Annotated in this window: 13 protein-coding genes; 4 read left to right on the top strand and 9 right to left on the bottom strand. The window is 67.1% G+C overall.

From position 1 onward, the window contains the following. From U9979_RS16905 to lspA, 7 genes are all read right to left on the bottom strand, one after another. Nucleotides 1–174, bottom strand: a 174-nt coding sequence (locus U9979_RS16905; protein WP_322780183.1) for an ATP-binding cassette domain-containing protein, incomplete at its 3' end; no start/stop codon positions are given. 15 nt (nucleotides 175–189) lie between these two features. Beyond that, entirely contained in the window at nucleotides 190–900 is a 711-nt protein-coding gene (locus U9979_RS16910) for a glycosyltransferase family 2 protein (RefSeq protein ID WP_416210257.1), read from the bottom strand. Further along, the gene (locus U9979_RS16915; protein WP_322780154.1) at nucleotides 900–2,078 is read right to left on the bottom strand and encodes an amidohydrolase family protein; all 1,179 of its coding nucleotides are present in this window, start codon (nucleotides 2,076–2,078) and stop codon (nucleotides 900–902) included. Before U9979_RS16915 ends, U9979_RS16910 begins: the two co-directional genes overlap by 1 nt. Before the next feature lie 82 nt (nucleotides 2,079–2,160). Further along, nucleotides 2,161–2,805 (bottom strand): DUF6308 family protein, encoded by a 645-nt coding sequence (locus U9979_RS16920; protein ID WP_322747494.1) that lies wholly within the window; start codon nucleotides 2,803–2,805, stop codon nucleotides 2,161–2,163. Nucleotides 2,806–3,105: 300 nt separating this feature from the next. Then, nucleotides 3,106–4,557, bottom strand: a complete 1,452-nt coding sequence (locus U9979_RS16925; RefSeq protein ID WP_322780155.1) for a DUF2252 domain-containing protein — start codon at nucleotides 4,555–4,557, stop codon at nucleotides 3,106–3,108. Nucleotides 4,558–4,690: 133 nt separating this feature from the next. Further along, nucleotides 4,691–5,626 carry an RluA family pseudouridine synthase gene (locus tag U9979_RS16930; protein WP_322752317.1) on the bottom strand — a complete coding sequence of 312 codons (936 nt, stop codon included), beginning with the start codon at nucleotides 5,624–5,626 and terminating at the stop codon, nucleotides 4,691–4,693. An 86-nt stretch (nucleotides 5,627–5,712) separates the two neighbouring features. Next, nucleotides 5,713–6,198 carry a signal peptidase II gene (gene lspA, locus U9979_RS16935; protein ID WP_322780156.1) on the bottom strand — a complete coding sequence of 162 codons (486 nt, stop codon included), beginning with the start codon at nucleotides 6,196–6,198 and terminating at the stop codon, nucleotides 5,713–5,715. Nucleotides 6,199–6,529: 331 nt separating this feature from the next. On the opposite strand from lspA, the gene U9979_RS16940 reads away from it, so the two are divergent. After that, entirely contained in the window at nucleotides 6,530–7,789 is a 1,260-nt protein-coding gene (locus tag U9979_RS16940) for a TIR-like protein FxsC (protein ID WP_322780184.1), read from the top strand. Further along, nucleotides 7,786–9,321, top strand: a complete 1,536-nt coding sequence (locus U9979_RS16945) for a KGGVGR-motif variant AAA ATPase (RefSeq protein ID WP_322780157.1) — start codon at nucleotides 7,786–7,788, stop codon at nucleotides 9,319–9,321. Before U9979_RS16940 ends, U9979_RS16945 begins: the two co-directional genes overlap by 4 nt. Nucleotides 9,322–9,576: 255 nt before the next feature. On the opposite strand, the gene U9979_RS16950 is transcribed toward U9979_RS16945, so the two are convergent. After that, on the bottom strand, nucleotides 9,577–10,158 hold the full coding sequence (locus U9979_RS16950; RefSeq protein ID WP_322780158.1) for a Fic/DOC family protein: 582 nt from the start codon (nucleotides 10,156–10,158) through the stop codon (nucleotides 9,577–9,579). After that, on the bottom strand, nucleotides 10,145–10,798 hold the full coding sequence (locus U9979_RS16955) for a Panacea domain-containing protein (protein ID WP_322780159.1): 654 nt from the start codon (nucleotides 10,796–10,798) through the stop codon (nucleotides 10,145–10,147). Before U9979_RS16955 ends, U9979_RS16950 begins: the two co-directional genes overlap by 14 nt. A gap of 310 nt (nucleotides 10,799–11,108) precedes the next feature. On the opposite strand from U9979_RS16955, the gene U9979_RS16960 reads away from it, so the two are divergent. Together U9979_RS16960 and ileS are read left to right on the top strand one after the other, a co-directional pair. Continuing rightward, on the top strand, nucleotides 11,109–11,879 hold the full coding sequence (locus tag U9979_RS16960) for a hypothetical protein (protein WP_322780160.1): 771 nt from the start codon (nucleotides 11,109–11,111) through the stop codon (nucleotides 11,877–11,879). A gap of 352 nt (nucleotides 11,880–12,231) precedes the next feature. Then, nucleotides 12,232–15,477 carry an isoleucine--tRNA ligase gene (gene ileS / locus U9979_RS16965; protein WP_322780161.1) on the top strand — a complete coding sequence of 1,082 codons (3,246 nt, stop codon included), beginning with the start codon at nucleotides 12,232–12,234 and terminating at the stop codon, nucleotides 15,475–15,477. Nucleotides 15,478–15,518: the final 41 nt, after the last annotated feature.

Here is a 15,518-nt window from a genome sequence, read left to right on the forward strand (position 1 = left end):
CCCCATGAGCTGGCGCACCAGCGTGGTCTTTCCGGCCCCGTTCGGCCCGAGCACTCCGAACACCTCGCCACGTTCGATGTCGAGGTCGAGGTCACATGTGGCGAGGACAGCATGCTCACCGACGCCGTGCCGGCGGGTGAGCCCACGCACGGCGTAGCTCAGCACGCTGCCCATTGTCGCATTCGCCTGTCAGCGGACCCGCGCCCGGCCACGGACCCGGATCGAGCCCAGTATCCACAGCGCCTCGACCCCGTCCTTCCAGGTCAGCTTCTTGCCTTCCGCCCGGGTGCGGGCCTGGTAGCTGATCGGGACCTCGAACGGTCGGATACCGAGGGCAAGCAGCTTGGCGGTCACCTCGGCCTCCATCCCGAAGCCGACCCGGGCGACGTCCAGCTCCCGGTACAGACTGGTCGGCATCAGCTTGAAGCAGGTCTCCAGGTCCGAGATGTAGCTGTCGAACAGGATGTTCGCCGCAAGCGTAACCGCCTTATTGCCCATCACATACCAGAACGAGTACGCGGTGTTACTGCTGAACGTCCTCGAGCCGTAGACGACCCGGGCCTGGTCGGTGATTACCGGTTCGAGCAGCGCCGGGATCTCCTCAGGCGCATACTCAAGATCCGCGTCGCAGATGACCAGGTATTCACCGGTCGCGAGCTGGCTCGCAGTGCGGACCGCCGCGCCCTTGCCACGGTTCACGGACTGGTGGGCGACAACGACCCGGGGATCATCGACGGAGTCGAGGATCGCCCGCGTCCCGTCCGTGCTGCCGTCGTTGACCACCACGAGCTCGACCTCGCAGGGATAGGTGACGTCCAGCACCCGCTTGACCGCGGACGCGAGCGTGGCCTGCTCGTTGAACACCGGCATCAGGACGGAAAGCTTCACATTCGTGAACATTACGCCGTGATGATTCGCTGGCCGTTGACCACCACGCTCGGGTGACGCCAGGCCGCGGGTTCGACCAGCGGGTCGGCGGGCAGGCCGACCACGGCCGCATACCCACCGACCTCGATACGCCCCGACGGCCGCTGGCCGTCAAACCCAGCTGCCCGGGCCGCGCCGGAGGTCGACGCACGCAACGCGCCGAGGCGCCCCAGCCCGGCGTAGGCAAGCCGGTCGAGCTCCCGCGGGTCAACCCCGGGCGGACGGTTACCCGCACCGCCCGCATCAGTGCCGTAGAGCAGGGGCACTCCGGCGCGATGGAGCAGCGCGGCATTGCGCCCGGGTGCGGGGCCTGCCCCGGCATGGCACTGCAGGGTCGACACGACCGGCACGCCAGCGGCGGCGATCCGGTCGACGGTCTCGGGCGGCAACGGTTCCAGCGGAACGTGGGCAAGCTCATCCACGCCCGCCCGCAGCGCCAGCTCCACCGCCGAGACGGTCAACGCGTGCGCGGTCACCGGGAGCCCGGCCGCATGCGCGGCCTTCACCACGACCTCGAGCTCGCTGTAGTGCAAGGGCGATCGTCGCGACGGTGCGCTGCCCTCGCCACCCCCGAGACACACCTTGATGAGATCAACACCATCCGCCGCAAGACTCGTGACGGCCCGCCGGGCGAGCGCGGGGCTGTCGACGACTGCCAGCCCGTCTCCGTGCGGATCAGGATGCGGTGGTGGGTCCGGGGCACCCACCACCCGGGGACCCGCCCCGACCACGACGATCGGCGCTGCGACACGCCAGTGGGCCAGCCTCTCGACCGGGGAACCGAGGTCGCGGACAGCGACGAGTCCAGCACGAAGCTCATCGTGTCCAGATGTGGCGGTCGCCGCAAGATGAACATGGGCGTCGGTGACACCCGGTCCGATCCAGGCGCAGTCGATCACCCGCAGGCCGTCCGGCAGCACCACCGAGTCCTGCGGCCCGACGGCGGCCACCCGGCCGTCCATGCCGACCACGACGACTCCCTCGAAGGGGAGGTCGGCGATGCCGTTCCAGACCCGACCGCGCAGTGCGACACCGCGCCCGATCTCCTCGCGGACGCGCGCCCTACCCATGGCAACCCTGCGCGCCACCCGCAGCGGCAGGACGACGACAGAGGGCAGGCAGCCCGAAGGTGCCCTGTTGCGCCTCACCACGACCGCCTCACCACCATGACTTCACCATGACTTCACTATGAGTGCGCTATGAGTGCGCTATGAGTGCCGCCGGCAGCAGCGGTCAGACCGCGCTGCTCATCCACACGACGATGTCGAGGATGCGCAACGGCGTCAGGGGCGGTCCGCTGTCGGGGACCAGCGCGGACAACCGACGGAACTCCTCAGCATTCTCCCGCAGGTCGTACTGCATCGCCCTGACCAGCAGCTGCATGTACTCACGCCAGGATCGGCCGTCACGGGGCGCCGGTGGGATGCACCGCTCGTGCTGGTAGAAGACCCTGACTTTCGAGTCGAACAGCGGGACCAGTCCGGGCCGCTTGCGGTGCAGGACCTTCGCGATCAGCGAACCCTTGACGTCACGGTCAGACACGTCGGGGTCGTCGAGCGGGTCGTACAGGGCCGCCACAAGATCGAGTGTGACCTCGTCGGCCTCGATCAATTCGATCCCTGGCGGAAGCTTGTCCAGCGCGCGTTGCAGTAACGGCGTCAGCGCGGTCAGTGTGTGCATCCGGTCGACGTCCACCTGGACGCCGAGCAGACAGGGGGCGAGCAGGTCCCCCGTGCACAGCAGGTCGGGGTCACCGTTGGTGGCGAGCCCATCGTAGTATGGGTAGGCATAACGCAGGCCCCGCTTGCGCGGACCGAGGTATTCCTCAAGCAGGCTCTCCGCGTCGAAGACCTCCCGGGTGCCCATCGCCAACTTCACCGCAGGGGCTCCTCAAGTCGTCTCGTGTCGTCGTTGGTGACGGCCGGTGGCGGTCGCCGGGCACCACAACCTTCATATCGCCCGACGCCTGCCGTATCGTCCGTCCCGCGACCATCCTCCTCTGTGACTGTCACGACATGGAAGCCGCCTACCCCGACTCATGCCGGCGGCGGCGTGCTCATGATCCTCAGCACGCCGCCGCCAGCCTGCCCATCCGGACGATCTTTCGAGGTTTGTGCGATCAAAAACGTCGATTCGATCAAACAAAGCTCGAAAAATCATCTTCGAGCGGACGAGCGGTCAGTCGATGGACTCCGCGGTGACTCGACCGGACTTCACCGCTTCGACGAGCGCGGCATGGTCACGCTCGTTCTGGTCGGCGTACGCCTCGGCGAAGTCTGCGAGCGCCCGGTCGAAGACGTCGGTGCGGCCGAGGTAGGAGGCGATGGCGATCCGGTCCCCCGACCGGGCGTGGGCGCGGGCCAGCGTCGCCCCGCACAGTTCCGCGAACGACCGCATGCCGTCCGGCGGCATCTCGTCGACCTGCACGACGCCCTTCCAGTCATACAGCTGACGGACGTAGAAGTACCGTGTCTGGCCATCGATCCCGGTCCCCTGGTGCCAACCGAGGAAGATGTCGCTGGCCGCCTGCATGAGCCGTTGACCGGAGACGACGCGTTCCCCCTGGTTGGTGTACTCACTCGCCGGCAGGTAATCGGCGAGCACCGACGTGTCGGCTTCTTTCACCTGGAGGAACAGCGGGTCCTGGTCGTCCCGGCCGAGCATGAGGACAATCCAGCAACGGGTACCGACACTGCCGACCCCGACGACCTTCCGGGCGGCGTCGACCAGCCGGTACTGGTCGAGCAGGACACGGCGGTCCGCCTGCAGTGAGTCCCGGTACTCCTCGATCACCCGGTTGAGCTGCTCGGCGAGGACATCGCCCTGCACGCCGGGGAGCAGCTCCATGATCGGAACGAGCAGCGGCGGGTCCGAGGCGATCCGGCGCTCGCCGTCGAGGACCACGGTGAGCTTGTTGAACGCCCGCAGGCTGTCGCGGGTACGGGCGCTGCTCATCGTACGCTCGACCCGCCGGCGCCGGGATTTGGTAAGCCGGTCCCGAAATTCGGACTCGAGCTGTTCGACATCGATCCGCGCGTACCAGACCGCGAGGTTGGTCATCTCGGCGAACCGGCGCATCCACTCCCGGTAGAAACGCACCATGGTCGTGACCACCGACCGCCTTTCGGCAGCGGTGAAACCGTTCTGCCGGCCCGCGATGACGAAGCTGGCCGCCAGCCGTTTGACGTCCCACTCCCATGGGCCGGGCAGAGTTTCGTCGAAGTCGTTGATATCGAACGTCAGGCGCCGCTCGGGTGATGCGAGCAGACGGAAGTTCACCAGGTGGGCATCACCGCACAGCTGTGCGGTGATCCCGGTCCGTGGTGTCCTGGAAAGGTCACCAGCCATGATCGCCGCTGCGCCCCGGAAGAACCGGAACGGCGACTCCATCATCCGCCCGTACCGGATCGGCACCAGTTCGGGCACTCGGGTGGCAGACTGCTTCTCGATCACATCCACCGGGTCGGGTCGCCGTGACGACGGGGAGAACTCGCCATGGCTGGAACGGGGAGCCGTGGCCCGCGCCGCCTTTCCACGCTCGGCCCGCTCCTGCGGGGTCGCGACACGCTGGCCCAGACGCAGCGTGCGGTGACCGTTCGCGGATCTGACCGGTGCTGTCGTCGTGCTCATCACAGTCCTCCCACGGGGTTTCGGTCGCGGACGGAACGTGCCCCCGCGCCCGCATGAGCAACCCATCGCGGCGGTGGACCTGCGCCACGGGACGTGGACCTGCGCCGCCGGGCGCTCTAACCCTCGGAAGTGATCATGACTGCTGGCGGAGGAGGGACACCGCCTCCGCCAGATCGGCTGGATCGGGGCTGGTGAACGTCATCCACCGACCGTCCGCGGGATGAGCGAAGGACAGCTGCGCGGCATGGAGCCATTGCCGGGTCAACCCGAGCCGGCCGGCGAGAACCGGGTCGGCGCCATAGGCGAGATCACCGACGCAGGGATGCCGCAACGCCGACATGTGCACCCGGATCTGATGGGTCCGACCGGTCTCCAGCCGCACCGACAGCAGGGACGCGGCCCGGAACGCCTCTTCGGTGTCATAGTGGGTAACGCTAGGTTTACCATCCGCAACGACAGCGAACAGGCCTGGTTTGCGCGGGTGCCGGTCGATCGGTGCGTCGACCGTTCCCCTGGATGGATCCGGATGCCCCTGCACCAGAGCCCGGTAGATCTTTTCGACCTCCCGCTCCCGGAAGGCACGCTTCAACACGGTGTAGGCGTGCTCGCTCTTCGCGACCACCATGATTCCCGTTGTGCCGACATCCAGGCGGTGGACCACACCCTGACGCTCGGACGCACCGCTGGTCGCAATGCGGTAGCCGGCCGCGGCGAGCCCACCGATCACGGTCGGTCCGCTGAACCCGGGAGCCGGGTGAGCGGCGACGCCCACCGGCTTGCCCACGACCACGATGTCACCATCATCGTGGATCACCTCCAGGCCGGGCACCGGGGTTGCCTCCATCTGAACCGGAGCCGGCGGCGCCGGCAGTTCGACGTCGAGCCACGCGCCGCCGGTCACCCGATCGGACCGGCCCCGCACCGTGCCGTTGACACTGGCGTAGCCGTCATCCACGAGCGCCGCGGCGGCCGTCCGGGACAACCCGAACATCCGGGCGATGGCGGCGTCCAGGCGCAGGCCGTCCAGTCCGTCGGGAACCGGCAGCGTGCGTCTGTCCCCTGCGCTCACCGCTGATCCCCCACTACTGGTCACCTTCCCTGGGCACCCACTGCTGGTCACCGTCACCGGTCATGCTCACCGGTCAGTTTCGCCGGTCATTGCTCACCGGCGTCCGTCGCGCGCTGCCCGTCCAGGCCGATACCGCGTGCTCCCAGGATGACCGCGAGGATTCCGCCGATCACGATCGCCGAGTCCGCGACGTTGAAAACCGGCCAGTGGTGCAGGTGGATCCAGTCGACGACATGCCCGCGCAACGGAGCGGGCGCGCGGAAGATCCGGTCCGTGAGGTTGCCGAGCGCACCACCGAGCAGCAGCCCAAGAACGATCGCCCACGGCGTGGACTTCAAGGTCCGGGCGGTCCGCGCGATGACCGCGACAACCGCGACGGCCACCAGGCTGAACAAGACCGTCGCGCCACCGGCGAGGCTGAAGGCGGCACCGGGATTGCGCGTGAGGCGGAGATCGAGCACGCCCGGCACCAGATCGATCGGCGCCCGGTCGGACAGGTGCGCCACCACAATGATCTTCGTGATCACGTCGACGGTGACGACCGCGAAACCGGTGCCGAGCAGCGTGGCCACCGCTTTCCGCGACCGAACAGCAGCTAGTGGCGCCCCGGGCCGCGCATCCGCCGCCTCGGTAGTCCCATCCCCGTCCGTGGACGACGTCTCCTGCACCCGGCCCACTCTACGGCCACAGCAGACCGTGACCGTCCGTCACGGCCCTGCCTGATCCACGCTTGATCCACGCTTGATCCGCAGCTGATCCGCACCTGCCCCACCGATCCGCCGATCCGCCGAAATCCAGCCCAGTATGCTGTCCGCAGCCGAATGCCTACGCAGGTGACGTGTACAGGCTACGGCCGGCGTCATTAACTCAGCGTAACGGTTTTAACGGAGCGTGTCTGTGAGCATGTTCTTCCTCAGCTACGCCCATACTGACGGCGTGGGGGGCTGGGTGCGCGACTTCTACCTCGATCTCTGTGACGAGCTCACCCGGAAAACGACCCTGGACCCCAGCGTCATCGGCTTTCAGGACGTGGACATGCGATCCGGTACCCGCTGGGCGGACACGATCGCCGACGAACTCGCCCACTGCCAGGCCTTCGTGCCGCTGTACTCGCCACGCTACTTCAACAGCGAGTTCTGCGGCCGGGAGTGGCAGGCGTTCTCCGACCGGCTGGACGCGGCGAAGGCCGTAAACGGCAAAACCCCACCGCTCATATTCCCACTTCTCTGGGAACCTCCGATTCTCTGGGAGCCCCCGAGCGACCTGCGCTTACCCGAGGTCGCGGGTGCAGTCCAATACCGCGAGTTCACCGAGTACGGCATCGAGTACAAGAAACTCGGCCTCATGAAGATCGTGAAGAACAAGAAGGACCCTTCCCTGGCGCTCGGCTACGACCAGATTCTGAGCGCAATCGTCCTGGAGATAAAAAAGAACACAGACGAGTACACGCTGGCCCCGGCAGCCCCGCCACCAGAACTGGAGACAACGAGGAACGCCTTCGCGAAGATGCCGGCTTCACCGAGCGCACCGGGCGGTACAGCGGATTCCGACAACACGACCGGACCTCACCATGTACATTTCGTCGTCGCATCGGGAACCGCCAGCGAACTGGCCCGGAAATCCGACCCCGACCCCTACTACGGAACCCGTCCGACGGACTGGTCGCCCTTTCTTCCGCACGACGCCGAACCACTGGTCCGCCTCGCTGCCGCCGTTGCAATCGATCAGAAGATGACACCCTACCCGGAAAAACTGGACGGTCATCTCGTTGAACGCCTTGATGACGCGGACCGGGAGAATGAACTGGTGGTGTTGCTGGTGGACCCGCGTGTCACGGATCTACCGGACCGCGCGGGAGCCCTTCGCACCTATGACAACCGTTTCGACCCCAACAGCGCGGTCATGATTACCTGGAACGTTACCGACACGCAGTCAGCCGTCGGCGTCCCCGAACCGAAAACGGTCTTTCCCAAGAAGACCAGGAGACCGGACCAGAGCTTCCACGCCAGGATACACAGTCCGGAGGAGTTTCGCCGCATTCTGGTAGAGGTCCTCGTCTACCTGCAGAAGCTGCTGTTGGGCGAGGCCGATTCGAGCCGAACGGCGGCGACCGATCAATACGTCCCACGACCACAGCTCAACGGCTCTATGGTGGGCTCATGACCGCCGATCGCCAGCCAGGTGTGATCATCACATTCTACTCGTACAAGGGTGGGTCCGGTCGGACGATGGCCCTGGCGAACATCGCCTGGATCCTTGCAAGCAACGGCTGCAGGGTGCTTGTCGTGGACTGGGATCTTGAGGCCCCCGGCCTGCACCGGTACTTCCATCCATTCCTCGTCGACCCCGAGCTGGCTGGTTCGACGGGTGTGATGGACATGGTCTGGGACTATGCGCTGGCCACCCTTGACACGCAGGGCGACCCGTCGCCCGGCTGGCACGAGCCCTACGCCGATGTGCTCAACCATACCGTTTCGCTGCGATGGGACTTCGAGCGCGGCGGTGTCCTCTCGCTCCTGTCGGCGGGACGCCAGGACGACGCGTACGGCGCCAAGGTCAATTCTTTCGACTGGTCCAACTTCTACGACAAGCTCGGTGGCGGCGCATTTGTCGAGGCAATGAAGCAGAGCATGACCGCCCAGTTCGACTATGTCCTCATCGACAGTCGGACCGGTCTCAGCGACACCGCCGGCATCTGCACGGTCCAACTACCCGACATTCTTGTCGCCTGCTTCACCTTCAGCACACAGAGTATCGTTGGAACTGCGGCGGTGGCGGAGTCCGTAAGAAGGCAGCGTGGCGAGCGAGACATCACAATCTGGCCGGTCCCGATGCGCGTCGAAGACAGTGAAAGAGTGAAGCTGGAGGCGAGTCGGGACCTGGCAAGAATCCGCCTTGATTACCTCTTGAAGGGCCTTGACGGAAACGCACGTGACCAATACTGGGGAGAAGTCGAGGTCCCATATACGCCTTTCTACGCGTATGAGGAGTGGCTCGCCACGATCGGCGACCGCCCCAACAGCAGCGGAACAATTCTTGCAGCCAGTGAGCAGCTCACCGGCTATCTTACAAAGCAAAAAATCACTCGGCAGGTCCCACTGGATGAGACCGAGCGCCGCAAGCTCCTTCTGCGGTTCGAACGTAAGATTCGGACGATTCCGGAGGAGTTCACGGAAGATTTTTTCATAAGCTATGCCGAAAAAGACAGAGACTGGGCGGAATGGGTGGCGTTCCAGCTCGAGAACGTAGGCTATCGAGTTCGTATTCAAGCCTGGGATGTCATTCCCGGAAGCAATTGGATCATAGATATCGAGCATGCTTTCAGCTCGTCGCGCCGCATCTTGGCCATCGTTTCCCGGGCATTCGTCAGATCCCAGTTCGAGCGAGCCGAATGGCAGGCTGCCTGGCGTGGCGATCAAAGCCGGGCCACACGTCGGACCATCCCGGTCCGGGTCGAGGAAACGCCCCTCCCCAGCCTGCTGAACACGATCGTCGGGATTGACCTGTGGGGACTTGACGAAGCCACCGCCCGGGAGGTTCTGCTGGCCAATATCGGCGCAACCGACATAGGGCGGTTGAAACCCACTGTACCTCCTTCCTTCCCCTCTCCCAGCCGGAGAAAGTCGGGCTCGGAACCCTCCGGACGAGGCCGTCAGATGCCGGCGCCCTTCCCCAGTGGACCGCGGGAGGAGTAGCGGCGGTCGGGTCACGACAGGCATGACCGACCGGACCGGCCATCCCCGTCCCGGGCGGGCCACCCACCTGGAAGCGGCGGGTACTAAGAGCGATCGACAATAGGGGGATCTTGGTAACTGGACTCCCATATCACCGCTGACCTGCGGCGATACCATTCTTCTGGTCCAGTAGCCGATTTTTCCATTAGTACGGTGTTCATTCAGGGGCTGACATGAGGTGGATTGATGCAGTCCACTGAGTATGGAAAACAGCTTTCATCCGAGCGGTTCGATGATCCGGCCGATCAGGATTTCCAGGGCCGCGTCGTCACCTACCAGGCTCCGGGCCGAGGCGCGGTCGTTCTCTTCCCGGCTCACCTGGTCCCAGCGCAGACGCCACCCGGCCGCGGCTGCGAGTTGACGGAAGAAGGCACGCTGCGCACGGCCGTTGCCCTCTCGGAAGGGGTGCAACGCATTCACCTCGCCGAGATATCTCGCAACGCACTCGACCATCCGGCCGTGCGATAAGCCGACAAGATATGCGTCCGCGGCCAGTCTGGCGAAGACGTCGTCCGCAGCGTCCGCGACGAACCGCCAGTGCGCAAAGAGAATGGGCCGTCCGATATCGACCACGCGAATCTCGCCGGCCCACGGATAGACGTCGCTGAACAGGACGCGGTGGAACTGCCGAAGATGGTCGAAATCGTAAAGCCCCGGCAATATTGCACGACGCAGCTCCACATCACGTATGGCGACGATTTCCGCTTCGACCGCGGCAAGTTCGTCCGCGTCCCGGATATCGAGAAGACTACGCAGGCAGGGAGAACCGGGCCAGCAGTACGGGTCAGCGTCGTCCACGGCGCGACGCAATCAGCGCCGCCACCGCATCATCGGCCGACCGCCGGCCGTTGGCCACCTCGACTAGTTCAGCCAGCACATCCCCGGGGAGTTCCACACCCTCCAGCCGGGTGCTGGCCACGACGTCGGCCACCGCGTCCGCCACGGTCATGTGATGGCGCCCGTAGTACTCCCGCATCAACTCGGGGCAAATCGATCGGCTGGAACGCGCCGACTCGTCCAACCCGGCGCGGGTCTGACGCCAGGGGAGGTCGGCGTGCGTCAGCTCGGACAGTTCACGAGCAGCGAAACCGCCGTACCGCTGCACCACCCAGGAAACCGTCTCCGCGGCCCGACCAATAACCCGACCTGCGCTGCCGGACGGCCAGGAACGCACCAGATACTGCCGACGATGCTGGTCATACAGATGACGCACGACCGGGCCCTGCCGCCACGCCTCGATACCATCCGGGAAAAGTGGGTGCCCGTAGCGGACCAGATGCCATGCCTGACCGTAGTACACCAGCTTCTGGAGCTTCATCGGCGACATCGGCCCGGCGCGGTTCAGAAAATCGGCGGCAATGTCATCGACCCCGACATCACCGATTCCCTCAACACTGACGAGATGTGTGACAGCATTGACGAGAGGCGTGACAGCCAACGCACACCTCCGTTGCATCCAGCCGGTGTTTTGTCGGACAGGGATCTTTCCACATGATACCTGGTCCAGGATGACGGCGACAGATCCGTCGCAGTCACGGCCACCACGGACGGCAGGACCGCCAGCCTTGACGCCCACCGAAGCAGAGTTCCAACGAGCCCGTGGCCGGGTCCCGATGGCCTGGCCGCCGCGGCCAAGCGGCGGGTTACCCACGTCGGCGGACAGAACGGAACATAATCGTCACTACGATCGGGACGACGTGGTCGGGGACGATGGCTGGCGACGATGGTGGGGGACGAGTGAGCAGCGAGTGAGCACAGTGGCGAACGCCTTCGGTGCCCTGTGGGGCATCGCGCAGACAACGGCGGACCAGTGGTGGCGGCTGGCGTCCGGGCGGACACTGCAGTGGATCGGGGTGGTTCTGGGCGTCTGCGTGGCGCTCAGCGTCGCCGGGCACGTGGACCGCTGGATCGAACGCGGACGGTTCCACATCACGCTGCGACTGAACGGCTACCACAGTCACGGCGAGTATGTGGGCGGTCCCGAGTGGCGGGCCAGGCGACGGCGGTGGCTCGCCGAAACCGGCAAGCGTCCCTGCCACATCTGCGGGAAGCCGTGGCGGGACGGACCAGCCGGCATCGGCTACCACGCGCACCACGTCGACTACTTCCGGGCCGGCTCGGGCCACGAGTCCAACCGCGATCTGGTCCCCATCTGCCACCACTGCCACACCCGCGTCCACAAGGTCGACCGCTACCGGGGACCGCTGGGCACCCGCGCGCTGGGGGTGTCGCTGCGTCGCTGTACCGGTCTGGTCCGCGCCGTCTACTGGCCGATGCGGCTACTGCGCGGCGACTCCGCGAGTACCTACGTGCCCGCGCCCCGCCGGCCATCACGCCGGCCCTCACGGCGACCGGTCCGCCAGCCACGGCGCCAGGCGGTCCCCCACCCACAGGCACCCGGCCCGGGTGACGCAGACCATCACAACCACCACGCTGAGCACCACGCTGAGCACCACGCAGACCACCACAGCGAGGAGCACGCCGATCATCATCATCGGCCGACGAGTGCCGGCAGGTGACGGCGAACGCCGCAGCATCCACTACGCTGGTTGCAGCGGACGGCGACGACGGGACGAGTAGCGGCGGGCGCAGCCAAGGACGGCCGGTGACGGGCGTCGAGCGAACCGGGGACGGTGGAAGCCCGGCGGCCAGCGCGTCGTGAAGATCACCCCCGAGCTGCCGGAAGAACAGGGCGCCCCCGCCCCCAGTAGATCCGGTACCGCGCGCGACGAGTGGTCGTCCAGGCCGCCGCACACCGGCGTCCCGAACGGCAAGGAGGGTGGTACCGCGGTACCACCGCGCCCCGGCGACACGCCGGGTACCGCGGGGTGTCGTCCCTCCGTTGGAGCCTGATCCCGACGGAGACACACCATGCCCGACCGCGAGACGCCTGATCACAAGACACCCGGGGACGCGCAGCCCGCCTTCCCACCGCTGCCGACCCAGGTCGACCTGCCCGCCCTCGAACGCGAGGTCCTCGGTCGCTGGACGGACCTGAAGGTCTTCCAGCGTTCGCTGGACGCGACCGCGGACGGGCCACAATGGATCTTCTACGAAGGTCCGCCGACCGCCAACGGCAAACCGGGCACCCACCATGTCGAAGCCCGGGTCTTCAAGGACCTGTTCCCCCGGTACCGCACGATGCGGGGCTTCCACGTCCCGCGCCGCGCCGGCTGGGACTGCCACGGCCTGCCCGTGGAGCTCGCCGTGGAGAAGGAACTGGGTTTCACCAGCAAGAGTGACATCGAGGCCTTCGGTATCGCCGCGTTCAACGCCCGCTGCCGCGAGTCGGTGCTGCGCCATGTCGCGGACTTCTCCCGGATGACCGAGCGCATGGGCTACTGGTGTGATCTGGACAACGCCTACCGCACGATGGACACCCCCTACATCGAGAGCGTCTGGTGGTCCCTGCAGAAGATCTTCGACAAGGGGCTGCTCGTCGAGGACCATCGCGTCACCCCGTACTGCCCGCGGGACGAGACGCCCCTGTCCGACCACGAGGTCTCCCAGGGCTACGCCGACGTGGTCGACCCCTCGGTCTACGTCCGCTTCCCGGTGACCGCCGGCCCGCTCGGCGAGGCGGGTGTCAGCCTGCTCGTCTGGACGACGACCCCGTGGACGTTGGTGTCCAACACCGCGGTCGCCGTGCATCCCGACGTCACCTATGTGGTCGCCCGGACCGCGGCCGGCGGGCGTGCCGGCGAGCTGGTGCTGGTGGCCGAGCCGCTGCTCGGTGCCGCGGTGGGGCCGGACGCCGAGGTCGTCCAGACCGTGCGGGGAGCCGATCTCGCCGGCGTGACCTACGCCCGGCCGTTCGAGCTGCTGCCGCCGGCGGATTTCGGCGCCACGGCCGCGGGCGCCACGGCCGCGCACTCGGTGGTACTCGCCGACTACGTCACCACCACCGACGGTACCGGCCTGGTCCACCAGGCCCCGGCCTTCGGCGCGGAGGACCTCGCGGTCGCTCGCGCCTACGGCCTGCCCGTGGTCAACCCGGTGGGTCGGGACGGCCGGTTCGTCGCCGGCACGCCGCTGGTAGGTGGGGTGTTCTTCAAGGACGCGGACGCGACCCTCGTCGACGACCTGCGCGCGCGTGGAGTGCTGTGGCGGGCGCAGGACTACACCCACAGCTATCCACACTGCTGGCGCTGCCACACACCGTTGATCTACTACCCGCTGCCATCCTGGTACATCCGGACGACCGCGATCGCCGACCGGCTGCTGGCCGAAAACGAGCGCACCGACTGGCACCCCGAAAGAATCAAGAACGGACGGTTCGGCGAGTGGCTGCGCGGCAATGTCGACTGGGCACTGTCGCGCAACCGCTACTGGGGCACGCCACTGCCGATCTGGCGCTGTACAGCCGATCCGACCCACTTGACCTGCGTCGGATCGCTGCTGGAACTGTCGTCCCTGGCCGGGCGTGACCTGTCCGCGCTGGATCCGCACCGGCCGTTCGTCGACGACGTGACGATCGCCTGCCCGACCTGTTCGGCCGTGGCCAGGCGCGTCCCCGAGGTGATCGACGTCTGGTACGACAGCGGAGCGATGCCGTTCGCCCAATGGGGAGCGCCACACCGCAACGGCGAGCAGTTCGAGGGCCAGTACCCGGCGCAGTACATCTGCGAGGCCATCGACCAGACCCGCGGCTGGTTCTACACGCTGATGGCCGTCGGAACGCTGGTGTTCGACCGCTCCGCCTACGAGACCGTGCTGTGTCTGGGCCTGCTCCTGGACGCCGAGGGCCGCAAGATGAGCAAGCATATCGGTAACGTGCTGGACCCGTTCGAGCTGTTCGACCGGCACGGCGCGGACGCGGTGCGCTGGCTGATGCTCGCGGCCGGGTCACCCTGGTCGGACCGCCGGGTCGGCCACGAGGCCCTTGAGGACATCGTCCGCAAGGTGCTGCTGACCTACTGGAACACCGCGTCGTTCTTCGTCCTCTACGCCAATGCCGGCGGCTGGGCACCGGGGCGCGCTGCGGCGTCCGACCCGCGCACGCGGCCCGTGCTCGACCGCTGGGCGTACTCGGAACTACATGCGACCATCACGGAGGTCACCGAAGCCCTGGACGCCTTCGACTCGCTGCGGGCCGGCCGACGCCTGGCCCGGTTCATCGACGACCTGTCCAACTGGTACGTGCGACGCTCCCGGCGACGCTTCTGGGACGCCGATCCGGACGCCATGGAGACCCTCTACGCCTGCCTGGACGGCGTGACCCGGCTGATGGCCCCGTTCACCCCGTTCCTGACCGACGCGTTGTGGTCGAAACTGGTGGTCGGCGTCCAACCGCAGGCCCCGGACTCGGTCCACCTGGCCGGCTGGCCGGCGGCGTCGGGTGATCTCGTGGACGCGCGGCTGGCGGCCCAGATGGACCTCGTCCGCCGGCTGGTCGAGCTCGGGCGGGCGGCCAGAGCGAGCAGCGGCGTGCGGACGCGCCAGCCGCTGGCCCGCGCGGTCGTGGCGACGCCCGAGTTCGCCGGGCTCCCCGCGGACCTGCGCGCTCAGATTGCCGAGGAGCTCAACGTCACCACCGTCGAGGGCGCCACCGCCGACGTGGTCGACGTGACCGTGAAGCCGAACTTCCGGGCGCTGGGTCGCCGGTTCGGCAAGCGGACCCCGCTGGTCGCGGCTGCGATCGCCACCGCCGGCCCGCCCGTGGACGGTCGTCTCACGGTCGAGGTGGACGGTGAGCGGCTCGACCTCGCCGGCGATGATCTGATCATCACCGAGACGCCGCGGGAGGGATGGGCGGTGACCTCGGAGTCAGGCCTCTCCGTCGCCCTCGATCTGGAGATCACTCCCGCGCTGCAACGCGCCGGCATCGCCCGGGACGTGGTGCGAGTCCTCCAGGATGCCCGCAAGACCTCCGGCCTGGACATCACCGACCGCGTCGAGGTCCGGTGGTCGGCGGACAGGCCGGAAACAGAGCAGGCGCTGCGGGAACACGGCTCCATCGTGGCAGCCGAGATCCTCGCCGTGACCTTCACGCAGCACGCCGGGGCTCCGGCCACCCCGGGTGCCGACACCGCAGAGCCGACTCCGGCCGGTGGGGACGGGCACACCGCGCCGGATCTCGGACTGACATTCTGGCTGAGCCTGGCTGAGCCCGGCTGATCAGGCCGGCTGACCGTCGACGGCGGGCGCTCCAGGCTCCC

The sequence above is a fragment of the Protofrankia sp. Cas4 genome (assembly GCF_963555915.1).
Taxonomy (GTDB): domain Bacteria; phylum Actinomycetota; class Actinomycetes; order Frankiales; family Frankiaceae; genus Protofrankia.